Genomic DNA, 15,779 nt, shown 5'->3' on the forward strand with positions numbered 1-15,779 from the left:
ATTTTTTTAAGATTTTTATGCTACAATCGCAACTTTTATTTTTTCAAAATCCATAAAAACAACATAAAACAAACGGAGTTACGCAATGACAAGCATTCTTTTAGCGGTGCAGATTCTACTATCAATCATCATCACAATCGCAGTCCTTTTGCAGAAAAGTTCAAGTATCGGGCTTGGCGTGTATAGCGGGAGCAATGAGAGCCTTTTTGGCGCGAAAGGTCCGGCTGGATTTTTAGCGAAATTTACGATGATTGCGGGGCTAGTTTTCATCATAAACACCATCGCGCTAGGGTATTTTTACAATAAAGAAACGAGCAAATCCGTCTTTGATAACAAAAAAATCGAAGTGCCACAAAGTGCGCCTGAACCCAAAAAATTAGAGTTTGATGCGCCAAATGTGGGCGATTCGCCCTTTGGCAAAAAGGATAAATGATGCTAAATGAAGTCTATAATCACACAAAAGAGAGTATGCAAAAGAGCATTGACGCCCTAAAACGCGACTTTTCCACGCTTCGCAGTGGCAAGGTGTCTATCAGCATTTTGGATAATATTCGCGTGGATTATTATGGCACTCCCACACCGCTAAATCAAATTGGCTCGGTGATTGCGCAAGATGCCACCACGATAATCGTAACGCCGTGGGATAAAAATCTATTGAAAGACACCGAACGCGCCATCGCAGAGGCAAATATCGGAGTAAATCCAAATAGCGACAGCGAGAGTGTGAAACTATTTTTCCCCCCAATGACAAAAGAGCAAAGAGAGCAAATCGCCAAAGAGGCAAAATCGATGGGCGAAAAAACCAAAATCGCGCTTCGCAATATCCGCCAAGATTCAAACAATGCGATTAAAAAATTAGAAAAAGACAAAAATATCACCGAAGATGAGAGCAGAGCGGGACAAAATGAAGTGCAAAAAATCACCGATGAGTTTGTGAAAAAGACTGACGAAATGGTAAAGCATAAAGAAGAAGAGATTTTAAAAGTTTAGATTCTGCGATTCTGTGCTAGATTTTGCGTTATTTTGTGGAGATTCTGCGATTCTGCGCTATATTCTGCATTTTTACGCTAGATTTTGCGAATTTTGTGAGATTCGCAGAATCTAATTTATATTGTCATTCTAAGCAAGTGAAACGAGCGAAGAATCTCAAAAATAATCCGTCATTGCGAGATTCTGCGTTTTTTTATGCGAATCGCAGAATCTAAAAATTAAAAACTCCGTCATTGCGAGACTTGCCAAAGGCAAGTCGTGGCAATCCACCCACTCCGTCATTGCGAGTCCTTGCGATAGCAAGGCGAAGCAATCCAAATATAGCGAATCACAAACAGCCTATTTCACGCCTAATTTATTTAGATTTTTATAAGCATCACAACCAGCCTGTTCCCCAAAATCACAGGCTTTGCCAAATAGCTCTTTTGCTTTGGAGAAATTTGCTGGGACACCTTCGCCACTCATATACATTGCAGCCAATAAATTGCAACCACCGCCATATTGCATTTTACAGGCTTTTTCAAAATATTTTTTCGCTAGTTTGTAATCCTTTTTTGTGCCTTCGCCAACATAATATAAAAACCCAGCACCACTACAAGCACCTGCACTACCTAAACCACAAGCCTTTTTCCTATATTGTAATGCCTTGCTATAATCCTGCCTAACGCCTAATCCTTCGTAATATAAGTTTGCTACAGCACTACAAGCGATTTGCATTTCTATAATAATAGGCATTTTCGGACCTAAACTACCATCGATTCGCTCTATTTGATAGCTATCTTTGCTATTTGATTTATCACATACCATTTCAAGATATTTTTTCGTTTCGCCAAACCGTCCTTGCTCACTAAGCAAACTTCCTACAGCCCACAAGCACTATAATTTTTAGCTTTGCATTGCTTGTCAAAATGACTTATACAATCACTTAAAGTCTTATCACCACAAATTTCATTCGCACTGCACACACTACACATTATCGCCACAATGGCGTAAATTATCTTTTTCATTTTATAGCCTTACAACTCAATCTCCACGCCGATAGGATTGTGGTCTGAGCCAAAGCTACTATCCACAATAAAGGCGTTTTTTAACGCAGGGCGGAGATTTTCGCTAATGAAAATATAATCCAATCTTAATCCCGCATAATTTTTCGCATTGCGATTTTGATGGCTAATCCAAGTGACTTTGCGCTCGCTCGCATTCATCGCACGAAGCGTATCCACAAAGCCCAACTTTATGAGTTTATCCATCAATGCCCGTTCCTCCGCCAAAGTGCCGACACCGCTCCACTGCGTATTCAAGTCCATATCCTTATGCGCGATATTAAAATCCCCGCAAATTATGACTTTTTTATCGCTAAAATTTGCGAGATACGCGAGAAAATCATTGTAAAATTTGATTTTATAATCCAACTGCCCATTGTCGCCAAGCGGAAAATAGATATTAAACAGCACAAAATCATCAAAATGGCTCTCAATCGCCCTAGCTTGCGCGTCATCGGCAAACTCGCATTTTTTATCCGCCACAACTTCAAGGTTGCATAGCGTCATCACACCGCTATTTTGCTTTTGTGTGTTATGCAAGATATTTTTAAAGCCAAGCGCGTTAAGCTCGTGCGGAAAATCAGCAGTCTTTACCTCTTGCAAACATAGCAAATCTGGCTTTTGTGTCGCCACTAAATCTTGCAATTTTTTACTCTCAACCTTTGCCCTCAATCCTTCGATATTCCAAGAAATTAGCTTCATTTAGCCTCCCTTTTATTAAAATAAAAGGGCATTATAATTCCCCCCCCCCTTAAATTTTTCTTAAAAAATATGAAAATTTTGTAGATTCTGCGAATTTTACACATTTCGCAGAATCTAGCGTTTAGATTCGCGCCCTTTGGATTGCTTCGGCGAATCTACGATTCGCCTCGCAATGACAGATTATTTTACAATTTGATTCGTGTAACGAATCACAATTCGCAGAATTTGCGAACGAAGTGAAGCAACCATCGAAGTAATGGCGGTAGTGCTTTGGATTATTTTTGCGTGAAACAAGCGAGATAGGACTTTGGCGTCCATTGAGCGCAGTTTTGCATAAAAACAACGCAAATGATTACCCCAGAACAAATTGCCCCACAGCTAACTTTTTTTAGCGACGCTTAACGCACTTGGCGCTTGCATAGTCGGCATAACTTCGATTCGATTGATATTCACGCGCTTTGGTTGATTCGCAACCCATAGCACGATTTCAGCAATATCTTCTGGCAAAAGTGGCTCTGTGCCATCATACACGGCATTTGCTTTTGCTTTATCACCCTTAAATCGCACCAGCGAAAACTCGCTCCCACCGCAAAGTCCGGGCTCAATATTGCTAATGCGAATCCCTTTGTCAAACAAATCCGCGCGGAGATTTAGGCTAAATTGCTTTACAAACGCCTTTGTCGCGCCATAGACATTGCCACCGGGATAGGGATAGCTCCCTGCAATCGAGCCGATATTTATGATATGTCCGCTTTTTTGCGCCACCATTTGGGGCAAAAGCAAATGCGTTAGGCGCGTGAGTGCCAAAATATTTACTTCAATCATTCGCTCCCAATCGCCAATCTCTGCCTTATCCGCGCTTGATAACCCAAGCGCAAGTCCTGCATTATTTACCAAAATATCGATTTTTTGCAGTGATTTGTCGCTCTCGCCTAAACTTTGCAAACCCGCCTTAACCGCCTCCGTGTCGCAAATATCACAAGGCACAATCGCCACATTTTCGCCCCCGCATTCATCTTGCAATTCTTTTAGTTTTGATTCGCGCCGTGCAAGGGCGATGACTTTATGATTTGCATTTGCAAATCTTCGCACGATTTCTCTCCCAAAGCCCACACTTGCGCCTGTAACTAATGCCACCATTTTTATCCTTTCAATATTGATTTTATTTCACGCCAATTTGGCATTAACTCGCCAAGCACCGCGTAAAATCCGCTCCCGTGATTTGGGTGGAGCAAATGCGCGAGTTCGTGGCACAAAACATACTCAAAGCAAATCTGTGGGTGCGCAAAAAGTGCGATATTTAGGGAGATTCGCGCGCTTTTGTAGTTGCAACTGCCCCATTTGCTAGTCATCTCACGCAAACTAATATGTGAAACATCCCTATTTATCGTGCTTTTGTGCTTTGCGATGATTTGGCTGATTAGATTCTGCGATTTTTGGCGATACCATTTGAAAATCATTTTTTTGATTTGCGCCGTGCGATTCGCTTGAATCTGTGGCGAATCTAATGCTTTTAGCGTGATTTCTAGCGTTTTTTCGCCAAAAAGATTCTGCGATTCACGCACGCTGTTTTTATCGCCGATTCGCACATCTAAAATATATTTTTCATCAAAATAGTAAATCGCCTCTCCGTCCGCGTATTTAGGGATTTTCTTCCGTTTTTTGGCAATCCACTCGCTATGCTTTGCCACAAAGTTATCGATGTATTCTTTATCCACACGGCGGGGCGCAGAAACCTTTATGACGCCATTTTTATCCACGCGAAGGGTTAGCGATTTGATATTTTTCTTTGTGAGTTCGTAAGTCATTTTGGTGGTTTGAAATTTGGATTTAGAAACGCATAAAGTGCTACAAGCTCAGAGTTTGTGAGATTGTAGCTAGGCATTAGCCCTTTTGGATTTTTGAGCGCGCTCTCAAATCGCAAAAAATTTATATCACGAATGCTTGGCGCGGTGATTTTCTTTGCCTTGCCATTTTGATAAATAATGCTAATCACCGCGCCCTCCGCGTTTCCCCCGTGACACTTTATGCACCCAATCCCGCGCGGATTTTTATACAACGCCTTGCCATATTCAATCTGCGTGATAAACTCCCTGCGCCCATCTTGCGCAAAGAGCGCACAAAATGCAAGTAAAATCATAAAAATTCGCATAAAAATCCTTAAAATTTTTGCGGAAATGATAGCAAAATTAGTGCCAGATTCTGCGAAATTTTGCGGAAAACGCAGAATCTAGGGCGTGTGGATTGCTTCGCCTTGCTATCGCAAGGACTTGCAATGACAGAGATTTTTCGCTCGTTTCACCCGCTCAAAATGACAATTTTAAAATAGATTCTGCGAATCGCGTAAAAACGCAGAATCTGCGATATTTTCGCCGTTTTGTTTATTAGATTCTGCGATTCGCAGAATCTCAATCGAAGTATTTGCGGTGTGGCTTTGCACGAAGTTTGTCGCCTTGCTAGGCGATAGAACTAATGGTTCATCGACGACGCAAGGACGGCAAACTTCGTGTGAATCGCATACCCAAAGACAAATTGCCCACTTGAAACTCAAACTTCAATGTGCCACTGCTTCACTCGCCCCTATCCCACTTTGCGCACGAAAATCTTGCGCCGCAAATCCATCTTTATCCTTTTTCGCGCGAATGCTTGAATCGCTCTTTGAAATCACCCAAATCGCGATAAATGTAAGCGGCATTGAGAAAATCGCAGGATGGTCATAGGGGAAAATCGCGCTTTCAAATCCTAGCACTTTTACCCACACGCTCGGGCTTAAAAGCACTAGCGTTAGCACACACACAAGCCCGATTATGCCACCATAAAGGACACCATTTGTGGTTAAGTTACGCCAATAAATGCAAAGCAAGATTATTGGGAAATTCACACTTGCAGCGATTGCAAAGGCTAGTCCCACCATAAATGCGATGTTTTGCCCCTGAAATGCGAGTCCTAAAATGATTGCGATAATGCCAATGCCAATTGTCGCGGCTTTTGTCACGCGCATTTCGGTTGCTGAATCGCACTTGCCATCCTTGCATACATTCACAAATAAATCGTGGCTAATCGCCCCAGCACCCGAGATTGTAAGCCCCGCAACCACCGCTAATATCGTAGCAAACGCCACCGCCGAGATAAATCCTAAAAATATATCGCCACCTAGCACTTTTGAGAGCAAAACTGCCTCCATATTTGGCGGGATTAGGCTCTTGCCTTCATCGCTGATAAATGATGGGTCATTTATCAAAAATGCAATCGCTCCAAAGCCGATGATGAAAGTCAAAATGTAAAAATACCCGATAAATCCTGTGGCGTAAAATACCGATTTTCGCGCTTCTTTGGCGTTTTTCACCGTGAAAAATCGCATTAAAATATGTGGCAATCCCGCCGTGCCAAACATCAGCGCAAGTCCTAGCGAAATCGCACTCACAGGGTCAGGCAAGAATGTGCCGGGCTTCATAATCGCATCGCCCTTTGCGTGATTGCTAATTGCCATTTCAAAATATTTATGCAAGTCAAATCCGCTCTTTTGCAAAATCAAAATCGCCATCAAAGTCGCGCCACCGAGCAACAAAAGTGCCTTTATGATTTGCACCCAAGTAGTTGCGTGCATACCGCCAAAAGTCACATAGCAAATCATCAAAATGCCCACAATGATTATCGCATACGAATATGGCAGCCCAAAAAGCACCTGAATTAGCCCACCTGCGCCTACCATTTGCGCGATTAGATAAAACATTACAACCGCCAAGCCCGAAATCGCCGAAATCGTCCGCACTTTTTTTGAATCCAAGCGATACGCGATAATATCCGCAAATGTGTATTTGCCTAAATTGCGGAATTTTTCAGCAATTAGAAATAGCACGATGGGCCACCCCACCAAAAAGCCGATGGAGTAAATCAGCCCATCAAATCCATTTGCCACAACTAGCCCCACAATGCCTAAAAAGCTAGCCGCACTCATAAAGTCCCCAGCAATGGCAATGCCATTTTGCAAACCCGTGATATTGCCCCCAGCGGTGTAAAATCCAGCGGCAGATTGCGAGACTTTGCTCGAAAAATATGTAATGCCAAGCGTAGCAAGGACAAAAACCAAAAACATCCCGATGGCAAAGTAGTTTCGCTCGCCCTGCTCCAATCCCGCCGTGTCAATCCCAGCGGCAAATGCGCCACTTACAACGCCCAAAATCGCGCTAATTAAAAATACTTTTTTCATAAAATCCCCCTTATTTCGTAGAATCTACGCTAGATTCTGCGCCTTTTATCATCGAATCTAATGCGCCACTTTCGCTTAAATCTTCGATTATCTCGCTTTGCTCTTTGTCAAAATATTTGTTTGCAAAAAGCGTGTAAATGCCCGTGCTTGCGATTGAAGTGACGATTATCGCAATGCCCCACAAAATGCCAAGCGTAATTGAGCTAGGACCTAAGCGATACCCAAGCATTTCAGGCAAAAATCCCACACTCGCCACAAACGCGTAATAAAACACAATAATCACAAGCGACAACCACACGCAGAATCTATCTCGAAATGCGATAAATTTGTAAAACCGCGCCTTTGCGCCTTCTGCCGTAACTTTTCTCATAAAATCTCCCTTTTTTTGTAAAATTTTGTCACAAAAAATTATGCAACGCTTTAAGGTTATCACAAAGTTTTTGTTTGTAAATGTAAAATCGAAGTAGATTCTGCAAGAATTTTGCAAAAATGTAACAAAAAAGAGTTTTAAAAAATCAAAAATCGCAGAATCTAGCGTGAAAATATACTTTTTGAAAAAATTTTTAATTTCAAAAAAATATAAGTTTTTTGACTTTTTGCGTGAAATTTGATTTAAATTACGGCGCGGGATTTTTGATTTATCATTGCAAGATTCTGTGAATTTCGTTTGATTTTCCGTCATTGCGAGGCAGTTTGAGCGAAGAATCTCAAAAATTTCCCCCTCCCTTGCGGATGATTTTTTGCATTTGATTCCCCCTCCCTTGCGGAGGGGGATTAAAGGGGGTGGGTAATTTTCGCATTAGATTCTGCGAATTTTCTGTTTTTCCGTCATTGCGAGAAGTCGCACTTTGGGCGACTTCGTGGCAATCCATAATTAGATTCTGCGATTTTTGTTTCATTTGTAGAATCTGCGATAATTTCGCAATTTTCAGCATTTGATTCGCTAGTTTTTTCTCGCAAAAGGGCTGCACCCCGCTCCCGCTCCCCCCGACTTCATTTAAATTGTGCTCCCAAAAAGCAGCCGCTTTTTCGCTTTTAGGGGGAGAGCCTCGCTTTTCCGCTTCTAGCAAAAAATCGGCACTCGCACTACTGCTCGTTTGCTCCCGATTTTTTGCACCACGAAGCGGGCGAGATTTGGGTGCTTCGCACGGATTTGATTTTTTTATAGATTGCTTCGTTGTGTTCGCTACGCTCACACTGCCTCGCAATGACGAAGTGATGGCAGATTCTGCGTTTTTTGATTTTTTTTACTAGATTCTGTGATTTTTGTGCGATTCGCAGAATCTTTTGCCAAATCGCAGAATCTAAAACGCTTCAATTTCGTTGTATAGGCTATCCCGCAAAATGGGGGCGAATCCCGCGTCTTTTATTTGCGCAATCAGCAACTCTTTGCTAACGCCATTTTTGCTTTTCGCTCCCGCTGCGCTTTGGATATTTTCCTGCTCTATCGTGCCATCAATGTCGTTTGCGCCAAATTCTTGCGCCACTAGCGCGACATTTAGCCCCAAAGTCGCCCAATACGCCTTTATATTTGGGACATTTGGGAGCAAAATTCGGCTAATGGCGATAGTTTTTAGCACCTCGATTCCGCTAGGAAAATTTGTGATGTTGAGAAAATTATTTTGCTTTTGGTAAAGCAAAGGGATAAAAGCATTGAATCCCAAACTCTCATCTTGTAAATTTCTAATCGCCAAAATATGCTCGATTCGATGAATTTTTGATTCGATATGTCCAAAAAGCATTGTCGCATTGCTTTTGCGCCCCATTTTGTGCCAAAGTGCGTGGATTTTTAGCCAATTTTCCGCGCTCACCTTGCCTTTGCAAATTTTTGCGCGGATTTCAGCATTAAAAATCTCAGCCCCGCCCCCGGGCATAGAATCCACGCCCGAATCTACCATATCGCGCAAAATCTCTTCATAATCCTTGCCAAATTTGCGGTGCAAAAAATCCACCTCTGCCGCTGTTAAAGCCTTAATGTGAATGTCGCTAAATCGCGCTTTTAGCGTCCTAAAAATCTCAAAATACCACGCATAATCATAGTTTGGATTATGTGCGCTGACTATATGAAACTCCCGCGCTCCACGACTATACGCGCCATTGACAGACGCCAAAATCTCATCTTTTGTCATTTCATAAGGATTTGGATTCTTGCGATGTGCGCTAAATGCGCAAAATTTGCAAATATCAGCGCAAATATTGCTAGGATTTATGTGGCGATTTAGATTAAAATACACCTTGTTTTTGTGTTTTTGCTGCCTAATCGAATCCGCCATTTCGCCCAATTCAAACAAATCCAAATCATAAAGTCGCACCAAATTTTTCGCGTCTAAATCGCTTAAATCAATCATTTTTTTGTCCTAAATTGCATAGAATTAAAGGCGAAATTGTAGCATTTTAAATTTAATTTCACATTGTCATTTTGAGTGAGTGAAACGAGCGAAAAATCTCTTTTTTAGATTCTGCGATTTTGTGTTAGATTCTGCGAATCGCAGAATCTGCATTGCTCTCCGTCATTGCGAGATTTGACGAAGTCAAATCGTGGCAATCCACATTTATTTTTAGATTCTGCGAAATTTTGCTAGATTCTGCGTTTTTTGTTTGTTTCGCAGAATCTGCGATATTTTCGCCGTTTTTTGGATTAGATTCGCTTGTTTTTTCTCGCAAAAGGGCTGCACCCCCCTCCCCGCTCCCCCCTACGCGCCAAAAGCTGCCGCTTTTCGCTTTTAGGGGGAGAGCCTCGCTTTTCCGCTTCTAGCAAAAAATCGGCGGTTGCACTACTGCAACCTTCAATCCGATTTTTTGCACCACGAAGCGGGCGAGATTCGGGTGCTTCGCACGATTTTTGGATTGCCACGCTCGCTTCGCTCACTCGCAATGACGAATCTATTTTAGATTCTGCATTTAAAACAATTCTAGTATTTGCGGTTGTGCTTGTAGAGTTTTTGCAATTTTTTGGGGTGGAGACTAGACTTGGGGTCTGCGACACCCCGAAAAATTGCAAATCTCTGCAATGATTACCCAAAGACGAATTGCTTTCACAGCACATACCTTGCGATAATTTTTTCCTTATATTTCACAAAAATATTCCCTCCGCGATTCACCTTTCTTAGTCTCTGCCCACCATTCTTAATCCCATAAAATTCCACTCGCCTTTGCATTCGCCCTTCGATTTTCACGCGTGAGATTTTGCGCTCTTTTAGCTCATCTGCGAGTTCTTTGGCGAAATAAAATTGATGTAAAAATAAACCATCATCGTTTGAAAACGCGCAAATGGGCTTTGCAAAAAGCATTAGCGTAGATTCAAGCACGAGCACCGCGATAATGATGACAAATCGCCGTTTATATGCGTCTTGAAATCTCGGCAGACGCAGACGGATATCGCTCATCATTTGGCGCACCATAATCGGCACTCCGCACAAACTCATAAACATATAAATCTCTTTATTCACATCTTGGCGGATAGATAGCACGATACTCGCCACTAAGCTCACGCCACCCACAAATAGCAAAAGATTCGCGCTGCCTTTGGTAAAACTTCGATAAATCGTGTAGATAAAATACACAAAGAGCGGAGGCGAGTAGAGCAGGGCAAATGCGCCAAAAATATCCACAAAATTACCGCTTGGACTACCTGAAATATCCGTTCCATAAATGTATAAATTTAGCGCGAAGCAAAGGGCTGCAAAGATTAGAAGGGCGGCGTTTTGCGCGAAATTTGCCTTTAACTTCTCCAAAAATCGCATTTGCTTATTTTGCCCCAAAAGTGCGTATAAAAATATCGCCACGCAAAGCACCACAGCACTTTTGCTGATGAGTGCGAGAAGCAAAACAAGCGGGTAGATGAGAAATTTTGTGCGTGAAAATAGCTCGACATAGCAAATTAGTAGCGTAAGGCAGAGCATTGGCGTGGTTTCGTTGAAAATCACACCTTGCATAATCGTGCAAGGTAATAGCGCGTAAATCCCCACGCATAGGATTGAATCGCTCTTTTGCTTTAAAATACGATTTGAGATAAGATAGATTAAGGCGAGATTTAGCGCGTGGAAGAGCAAATTTGGCAGTTTTAGGGCGAAGTCGTTTGCGCCAAATTTCGCTACGAAAAAATGGGCGATTTTCGCGCTGGGCGTGGCGTTTGCCAAAAATAGATTTGCTTCATTGTAGCTTACACTTGCGCCGTCTATGAGATAGAGCAAGGCGATAATGTTTGCAAATGCGATGAGCGCGAAGTAAAAGTCGTATTTATCGCAGAATTTTTTCATTTTTTATCCGTTCGCGGGATTTTGGCGAATTGTGAGAAATTTGCGTGAATCGCAGAATCTAGTGTGCCAAATTTTGCCATTGCGAGATTTGCCAAAGTCAAATCGTGGCAATCTAAAAATCCCCCCTCCCTTGCGGAGGGGGCTAGGGGGTGGGTAGTTTTAGATTCTGCGTTCGCAGAATCTAAAAAAGATTCGTGCGAAGCACCCTTAATCTCGCCCGCTTCGTGGTGCAAAAAATCGGGAGCAAGGTTGCAGTAGTGCAACCGCCGATTTTTTGCTAGAAGCGGATTAAGCGAGGCTCTCCCCCTAAAAGCGAAAAGCGGTAGCTTTTGGCGAGTAGGGGGAGCGGGGAGGGGGGTGCAGCCCTTTTGCGAAAAAATAAGAGATTTTGAAGTGGGGTTTGGCGATAGATTCGCAGAATCGCTCTCTACATTGTCATTTTGAGCGAATGTAATGAGCGAAAAATCTCTAATATTTTTTTGAGATACTTCGCTTCGCTCAGTATGACAATTTGTGGATTTTGTAGAATCTACCCACCCCCTTAATCCCCCTCCGCAAGGGAGGGGGAGAAAAGAAAAAGCCCATCCCCTTGTGGGAGGGGTTTGGGGTGGGGTATAAAATTCGCAAGGGAGGGGGAGAATTTGAGATTTTTCGCTTCGCTCAATATGACAAAAATTTTGCAATTTGATTTGCGATAGCGCAATCACAATCCGTAGGATTTGCGAGCGCAGTGAAGCAACCATCGAAGTAATGGCGGTGTGGCTTTTGTATTTGTGAAAATTTTTGGGATTGAGACTAGACTTGGAGTCTGCGAAATCCCAAAATTTTTCACAAGTGCGAAATCGCATACCCCAGAACAAATTGCCACAAAAGAAATTGCCATCAATAAAACTCATCAATTTTATACCCCGCCTTTTTCAAACTCTCCCGCACTTCATTTTGATGCTCTCTGCCCTTTGTTTCTAGCGTCATTGTGATAATCGCATCGCCATAATCGATAGTCGTTGAGATGCGGTTATAGTCGATTTTGATGATATTTGCCTCCGCCTTGCATAAAATCGCTGTGAGTTTCTCCAAACTGCCCGGTTTGTCAATCAGCACGGTTTTAAACTGCATTTTGCGATGTGCCTTAATCAAGCCTTTTTCGATGATGAGACTTAGCATCGTCACATCGACATTGCCCCCGCTTAAAATTATGCCGACTTTTTCATTTTGCTTTGGCGCAATTTTATGGTGCAAAATCGCCGCCACTCCCGCAGCTCCCGCGCCCTCAACGACTAACTTTTGCTTTTCTAGCAAAAATAGCACGGCATTTGCGATTTCTTCATCATCTACCATCACGATGTCATCTACGCACTCTTTGATTAGCGCGAAATTCTTTGCATTCACATCGCGCACGGCAATCCCATCGGCAATCGTATGCACGGACTTTGCGTTGCAAATCGCATTTTTGTGAAATGAATCAAACATCGCTTTTGCCCTTTGCGCGACAACGCCTATAATTTTTGTCTTTGGCGAAATATTTTTATACACACTTGAAATGCCAGAAATCAGCCCACCACCGCCCACAGGCACGATGACAAAGTCCAAATCTTGCTCTTCGGCAATTTCTAGCGCGATAGTGCCCTGCCCAGCGATAATATCATCATCTGCAAAGGGGTGGATAAAAGCGAGATTCTGCTCTTTGGCGAGTTTCAGCGCGTGATTGTAAGCATCATCGTAATTCTCCCCCGCTAAAATCACCTCCGCGCCCATATCCTGCGTGTTTTTCACCTTTAAAAGTGGCGTGGCTTCGGGCATTACAATCACACAGCGAATCGCAAAATGTTTCGCGCTAAATGCCACGCCCTGCGCGTGATTCCCCGCACTTGCGGCAATTACGCCATTTTGCTTTTCAGCTTCGCTTAAACGCGAGATTTTATTAAACGCCCCGCGAATCTTATATGCGCCTGTTTTTTGCAAATTTTCTTTTTTTAGAAATACGCTACATTGCGCTATTTCGCTTAACTTTGGCGCGAAACTAAATTCTGTTTTTGCGATTATGTCCTGCACGCGCGCTCTTGCGTCTTTGAAGTTTTGTAAAGCTATCATTTGCGTCCTTTGTGAAATTCTTGCAATATTATTGGCAATGCGATTAAAATGCCTGATAAAATTATAAGAAAAATCCCTGAAAAAATAAAAATATTTGGCAGTGAATCGCCCAGCAAAATGCCAAGCACCGCGCTAAAAACGATTCGACTATAATCGATTGGCGCGACAATCCCAGCGGGGGCAAAAGTGTAAGCACGAGTGATATAATACTGCCCAAAAGTCCCCATAATGCCTACTACCACGATAAAAAAGAAGTCTTTGAAAGTTAGCGCACTAAATGAATCTTGTGCGATTAAAATCGCCACAAATCCCATCACACTCGCCACCACGCCAAAACTAAGCATAATCTCCAAATCATCAAAATATCCTTTTAGCGAACGAATGCTAATAAAGGCAAGTGCGGCAAATGTGGCACTTATGATACCGCAAAAAATGGTAAAAGGCGGGAGATTTGAAGTTTGCGGATTGCTAATCAAAATCACCCCGATAAATCCCACGCACACGCTTACAATCTGCGATATTTTAAGCGATTCACGCAAGATAAAAAACGCAAAAATCGCCGTCCAAATGGGCGCACTTTGCGCAAAGGCAATCGCCGTCCCAAGCTCGATATGAGCGACATTATAAAGCATCGCATAAAGCGAAATGCTCCCCACCACCGCACGAAAGAGCAGCTTACCCCACCCGCCTTTTTTGTGATGGTGCTTGTGGCGCTTCTTGCTTCGAATCCACAAGAGCAACGCCACAAACACGCTCATCGTAATGCCACGAAAGAAGAGATTTTCGTGGATTGTGATATTTTGCGAGAGAATTTTTAGCGCGGAGTTCATAAACGAAAAAAACAGCGCACCCAAAAACATATAAAGCATACCTAAATTTATGAGTTTATTTCGTGTCATTTTTGTCCTTTTAAAAAGCGCGAATTGTAGCGTAAAAAGTGTAAAATCGCAGAATCTGACTTAATTTTGGCGAATCGCAGAATCTAATATTGTTTTAGTGAATCGCAGAATCTAGAATAGATTCGTCATTGCGAACGAGCGAAGCGAGTGTGGCAATCTATGATTTATTTAAAAAATGGATTGCTTCGTTGTTTTCGCTTCGCTCAAACTGCCTCGCAATGACGAAATTAGTGGCAGATTCTGCGAAATTAGGGCGGATTCTGCGCTAGATTCTGCGAAACTTGCAATTTTATTTTATTTTGCTATAATCCGCACTTTTAAATCTTAAATTACGGAGTTGAAAATGGCATTATATGATAGAAATTACACGCAAGGCGTGGGCGTTGAGCGAGCGAGTGAAAATGCGCTTGTGGCATTTGTGAAAGAAACTTACAAGTTTTTTGCGGCGAGCTTACTTTTTGGCACGATTGGTGCGTATATCGCGCTACCTTTTGCGGAGAAAATTATCGGGTTGCCGATGTTTGGGATTTTCGCACTTGAAATTATCTCGCTAATCGCGCTTCATTTTTTGAAAGATAAGCCTGTGGTAAATGTGATTTTGCTTTTCACCTTTACAACACTCACAGGCGTTGCGCTAGTGCCGCTTTTATATAGCGTATTGTCGCTCCCTGCGGGTGTTAGCATAGTCGCACAGGCACTTTTAGGCACAACCATCGTATTTGGCATTATGTCGCTATACGCGCTAAAAACAAAGAGCGATTTGTCAAGCTGGGGCAAAATCCTATTTATCGCGCTCATCGGCATTATCATATCAAGTTTGATAAACCTTGTGGCGGGATATTTCTTTGGATTTCAAAATGCGGGGTTAGTAAGCGTGGTGATTTCGGGGTTTGCCACAATCGTTTTCACGCTTTATATCGCCTATGATACGCAAAATATCATTCGCGGACGCTACGATAGCCCGATAATGGCGGCAATCAGCCTTTATTTAGATGTTTATAATCTCTTTGTGAGCCTACTACACATACTTGGATATGCAAATAGGGACTAAAAAACGGCTAATTGACGCGAATCTCAATCGTTTAAGAGAAGGGATTCGCGTGGTTGAGGACATTGCAAGATATATTCTAAATGATTTGCCTTTGGCTAGTCGCCTTAAAACTCTGCGCCATAGGGCAAAAATCGATAATGCGAATCTTTTGGATTCGCTACTCCAAAACCGCGACATAAAAAATGACATTCTTAAAAAATCCACACAAAGCGAGATTATGCGAGATTCACTGCGTGATATCGCAATCGCAAATTTTAAGCGCGCACAAGAATCAGCAAGGGTTTTGGAGGAAGTGTTTAAATTAGATTTTGCGCAGGGCGGAAATTTAGCAGAATCTACGGAAGATTCTGTGAAAATCACGCTAGATTCTGCGACTCGCACGAAAAACGCAGAATCTAAAATAGATTCGTCATTGCGAGTGAGCGAAGCGAACGCGGCAATCCACAGGATTTGCGAACGAAGCAAAGCAACTATCCACGAGCAAAAAACTAGATTGCCACGATTTTCTAGCGAAAATCTCGCAATGACAAATGA

At 42.5% G+C, this 15,779-nt stretch carries 24 protein-coding genes and 2 pseudogenes; 6 read left to right on the plus strand and 20 right to left on the minus strand.

The features are described 5' to 3' along the window. Window positions 1-85: 85 nt before the first annotated feature. The 3 genes and pseudogenes from secG to ACWIUE_RS09060 form a co-directional block, all read left to right on the plus strand. Window positions 86-364 (plus strand): annotated as a pseudogene (secG, locus tag ACWIUE_RS09050) (preprotein translocase subunit SecG); the annotation flags it as partial. Between the two features lie 68 nt (window positions 365-432). Beyond that, on the plus strand, window positions 433-990 hold the full coding sequence (gene frr / locus ACWIUE_RS09055; protein WP_454136412.1) for a ribosome recycling factor: 558 nt from the start codon (window positions 433-435) through the stop codon (window positions 988-990). Between the two features lie 23 nt (window positions 991-1,013). Continuing rightward, window positions 1,014-1,205, plus strand: a complete 192-nt coding sequence (locus ACWIUE_RS09060) for a hypothetical protein (protein ID WP_454136413.1) — start codon at window positions 1,014-1,016, stop codon at window positions 1,203-1,205. On the opposite strand, the gene ACWIUE_RS09065 is transcribed toward ACWIUE_RS09060, so the two are convergent. The 20 genes from ACWIUE_RS09065 to ACWIUE_RS09160 all read right to left on the minus strand — a co-directional run bounded on the left by ACWIUE_RS09065 (window position 1,147) and on the right by ACWIUE_RS09160 (window position 14,194). Continuing rightward, on the minus strand, window positions 1,147-1,308 hold the full coding sequence (locus ACWIUE_RS09065; protein WP_454136414.1) for a hypothetical protein: 162 nt from the start codon (window positions 1,306-1,308) through the stop codon (window positions 1,147-1,149). The two genes, ACWIUE_RS09060 and ACWIUE_RS09065, sit on opposite strands and share 59 nt — an antisense overlap. Window positions 1,309-1,329: 21 nt before the next feature. Continuing rightward, complete coding sequence (locus ACWIUE_RS09070; protein WP_454136415.1) at window positions 1,330-1,845, minus strand: tetratricopeptide repeat protein; 516 nt, start codon at window positions 1,843-1,845, stop codon at window positions 1,330-1,332. A gap of 5 nt (window positions 1,846-1,850) precedes the next feature. After that, window positions 1,851-1,997, minus strand: coding sequence for a hypothetical protein (locus ACWIUE_RS09075; protein WP_454136416.1), 147 nt, complete (start codon window positions 1,995-1,997; stop codon window positions 1,851-1,853). 9 nt (window positions 1,998-2,006) lie between these two features. After that, window positions 2,007-2,735, minus strand: coding sequence for an exodeoxyribonuclease III (locus ACWIUE_RS09080; RefSeq protein ID WP_454136417.1), 729 nt, complete (start codon window positions 2,733-2,735; stop codon window positions 2,007-2,009). 121 nt (window positions 2,736-2,856) lie between these two features. Then, a complete protein-coding gene (locus ACWIUE_RS09085) occupies window positions 2,857-3,078 on the minus strand; it encodes a hypothetical protein (protein ID WP_454136418.1) in 222 nt (73 codons plus the stop codon). Between the two features lie 35 nt (window positions 3,079-3,113). Continuing rightward, window positions 3,114-3,875 (minus strand): SDR family NAD(P)-dependent oxidoreductase, encoded by a 762-nt coding sequence (locus tag ACWIUE_RS09090; protein WP_454136419.1) that lies wholly within the window; start codon window positions 3,873-3,875, stop codon window positions 3,114-3,116. Between the two features lie 2 nt (window positions 3,876-3,877). Then, window positions 3,878-4,543 (minus strand): M48 family metallopeptidase, encoded by a 666-nt coding sequence (locus ACWIUE_RS09095; RefSeq protein WP_454136420.1) that lies wholly within the window; start codon window positions 4,541-4,543, stop codon window positions 3,878-3,880. Next, window positions 4,540-4,887 carry a c-type cytochrome gene (locus ACWIUE_RS09100; RefSeq protein ID WP_454136421.1) on the minus strand — a complete coding sequence of 116 codons (348 nt, stop codon included), beginning with the start codon at window positions 4,885-4,887 and terminating at the stop codon, window positions 4,540-4,542. Before ACWIUE_RS09100 ends, ACWIUE_RS09095 begins: the two co-directional genes overlap by 4 nt. 168 nt (window positions 4,888-5,055) lie before the next feature. Then, complete coding sequence (locus ACWIUE_RS09105; RefSeq protein ID WP_454136422.1) at window positions 5,056-5,286, minus strand: hypothetical protein; 231 nt, start codon at window positions 5,284-5,286, stop codon at window positions 5,056-5,058. Between the two features lie 3 nt (window positions 5,287-5,289). Beyond that, complete coding sequence (gene actP / locus ACWIUE_RS09110) at window positions 5,290-6,945, minus strand: cation/acetate symporter ActP (RefSeq protein ID WP_454136423.1); 1,656 nt, start codon at window positions 6,943-6,945, stop codon at window positions 5,290-5,292. Window positions 6,946-6,955: 10 nt separating this feature from the next. Continuing rightward, window positions 6,956-7,315, minus strand: coding sequence for a DUF485 domain-containing protein (locus tag ACWIUE_RS09115; protein ID WP_454136505.1), 360 nt, complete (start codon window positions 7,313-7,315; stop codon window positions 6,956-6,958). Between the two features lie 337 nt (window positions 7,316-7,652). Next, window positions 7,653-8,141, minus strand: coding sequence for a hypothetical protein (locus ACWIUE_RS09120; RefSeq protein ID WP_454136424.1), 489 nt, complete (start codon window positions 8,139-8,141; stop codon window positions 7,653-7,655). Then, complete coding sequence (locus ACWIUE_RS09125) at window positions 8,138-8,263, minus strand: hypothetical protein (protein ID WP_454136425.1); 126 nt, start codon at window positions 8,261-8,263, stop codon at window positions 8,138-8,140. Before ACWIUE_RS09125 ends, ACWIUE_RS09120 begins: the two co-directional genes overlap by 4 nt. After that, on the minus strand, window positions 8,250-9,293 hold the full coding sequence (gene mqnE / locus ACWIUE_RS09130; protein ID WP_454136426.1) for an aminofutalosine synthase MqnE: 1,044 nt from the start codon (window positions 9,291-9,293) through the stop codon (window positions 8,250-8,252). Before mqnE ends, ACWIUE_RS09125 begins: the two co-directional genes overlap by 14 nt. A 124-nt stretch (window positions 9,294-9,417) precedes the next feature. Continuing rightward, window positions 9,418-9,609 carry a hypothetical protein gene (locus ACWIUE_RS09135; protein WP_454136427.1) on the minus strand — a complete coding sequence of 64 codons (192 nt, stop codon included), beginning with the start codon at window positions 9,607-9,609 and terminating at the stop codon, window positions 9,418-9,420. Then, window positions 9,584-9,946 (minus strand): hypothetical protein, encoded by a 363-nt coding sequence (locus ACWIUE_RS09140; RefSeq protein ID WP_454136428.1) that lies wholly within the window; start codon window positions 9,944-9,946, stop codon window positions 9,584-9,586. The genes ACWIUE_RS09135 and ACWIUE_RS09140 overlap by 26 nt, the downstream gene beginning before the upstream one ends. A gap of 34 nt (window positions 9,947-9,980) precedes the next feature. Next, complete coding sequence (locus ACWIUE_RS09145; RefSeq protein ID WP_454136429.1) at window positions 9,981-11,204, minus strand: ArnT family glycosyltransferase; 1,224 nt, start codon at window positions 11,202-11,204, stop codon at window positions 9,981-9,983. Next, window positions 11,201-12,100 carry a hypothetical protein gene (locus ACWIUE_RS09150; protein ID WP_454136430.1) on the minus strand — a complete coding sequence of 300 codons (900 nt, stop codon included), beginning with the start codon at window positions 12,098-12,100 and terminating at the stop codon, window positions 11,201-11,203. The genes ACWIUE_RS09145 and ACWIUE_RS09150 overlap by 4 nt, the downstream gene beginning before the upstream one ends. Beyond that, a complete protein-coding gene (gene ilvA / locus ACWIUE_RS09155; RefSeq protein WP_454136431.1) occupies window positions 12,087-13,295 on the minus strand; it encodes a threonine ammonia-lyase in 1,209 nt (402 codons plus the stop codon). Before ilvA ends, ACWIUE_RS09150 begins: the two co-directional genes overlap by 14 nt. Continuing rightward, a complete protein-coding gene (locus ACWIUE_RS09160; RefSeq protein WP_454136432.1) occupies window positions 13,292-14,194 on the minus strand; it encodes a DMT family transporter in 903 nt (300 codons plus the stop codon). Before ACWIUE_RS09160 ends, ilvA begins: the two co-directional genes overlap by 4 nt. A gap of 175 nt (window positions 14,195-14,369) precedes the next feature. Between ACWIUE_RS09160 and ACWIUE_RS09165 the strand changes: the two genes are divergently transcribed. The 3 genes and pseudogenes from ACWIUE_RS09165 to ACWIUE_RS09175 all read left to right on the plus strand — a co-directional run. Continuing rightward, the gene (locus ACWIUE_RS09165) at window positions 14,370-14,522 is read left to right on the plus strand and encodes a hypothetical protein (RefSeq protein ID WP_454136433.1); all 153 of its coding nucleotides are present in this window, start codon (window positions 14,370-14,372) and stop codon (window positions 14,520-14,522) included. Window positions 14,523-14,537: 15 nt separating this feature from the next. Next, window positions 14,538-15,245, plus strand: a complete 708-nt coding sequence (locus tag ACWIUE_RS09170; protein ID WP_454136434.1) for a Bax inhibitor-1/YccA family protein — start codon at window positions 14,538-14,540, stop codon at window positions 15,243-15,245. Beyond that, window positions 15,229-15,549, plus strand: a pseudogene (locus ACWIUE_RS09175) (thiamine-phosphate pyrophosphorylase); the annotation flags it as partial. The gene ACWIUE_RS09170 and the pseudogene ACWIUE_RS09175, both read left to right, overlap by 17 nt. Between the last annotated feature and the right edge of the window lie 230 nt (window positions 15,550-15,779).

Source organism: Helicobacter sp. 23-1045 (assembly GCF_053654655.1).

Bases quoted from the DNA above. Each gene is read 5' to 3' on its own strand.
- frr (WP_454136412.1), top strand. From the start codon at position 433: ATGCTAAATGAAGTCTATAATCACACAAAAGAGAGTATGCAAAAGAGC.
- ACWIUE_RS09115 (WP_454136505.1), bottom strand. From the start codon at position 7,315: ATGAGAAAAGTTACGGCAGAAGGCGCAAAGGCGCGGTTTTACAAATTT.
- ACWIUE_RS09170 (WP_454136434.1), top strand. From the start codon at position 14,538: ATGGCATTATATGATAGAAATTACACGCAAGGCGTGGGCGTTGAGCGA.
- ACWIUE_RS09095 (WP_454136420.1), bottom strand. From the start codon at position 4,543: ATGACTTACGAACTCACAAAGAAAAATATCAAATCGCTAACCCTTCGC.
- ACWIUE_RS09145 (WP_454136429.1), bottom strand. From the start codon at position 11,204: ATGAAAAAATTCTGCGATAAATACGACTTTTACTTCGCGCTCATCGCA.
- ACWIUE_RS09075 (WP_454136416.1), bottom strand. From the start codon at position 1,997: ATGAAAAAGATAATTTACGCCATTGTGGCGATAATGTGTAGTGTGTGC.
- ACWIUE_RS09165 (WP_454136433.1), top strand. From the start codon at position 14,370: ATGGATTGCTTCGTTGTTTTCGCTTCGCTCAAACTGCCTCGCAATGAC.
- mqnE (WP_454136426.1), bottom strand. From the start codon at position 9,293: ATGATTGATTTAAGCGATTTAGACGCGAAAAATTTGGTGCGACTTTAT.
- ACWIUE_RS09160 (WP_454136432.1), bottom strand. From the start codon at position 14,194: ATGACACGAAATAAACTCATAAATTTAGGTATGCTTTATATGTTTTTG.
- ilvA (WP_454136431.1), bottom strand. From the start codon at position 13,295: ATGATAGCTTTACAAAACTTCAAAGACGCAAGAGCGCGCGTGCAGGAC.
- ACWIUE_RS09100 (WP_454136421.1), bottom strand. From the start codon at position 4,887: ATGCGAATTTTTATGATTTTACTTGCATTTTGTGCGCTCTTTGCGCAA.
- actP (WP_454136423.1), bottom strand. From the start codon at position 6,945: ATGAAAAAAGTATTTTTAATTAGCGCGATTTTGGGCGTTGTAAGTGGC.
- ACWIUE_RS09080 (WP_454136417.1), bottom strand. From the start codon at position 2,735: ATGAAGCTAATTTCTTGGAATATCGAAGGATTGAGGGCAAAGGTTGAG.
- ACWIUE_RS09150 (WP_454136430.1), bottom strand. From the start codon at position 12,100: ATGAGTTTTATTGATGGCAATTTCTTTTGTGGCAATTTGTTCTGGGGT.
- ACWIUE_RS09090 (WP_454136419.1), bottom strand. From the start codon at position 3,875: ATGGTGGCATTAGTTACAGGCGCAAGTGTGGGCTTTGGGAGAGAAATC.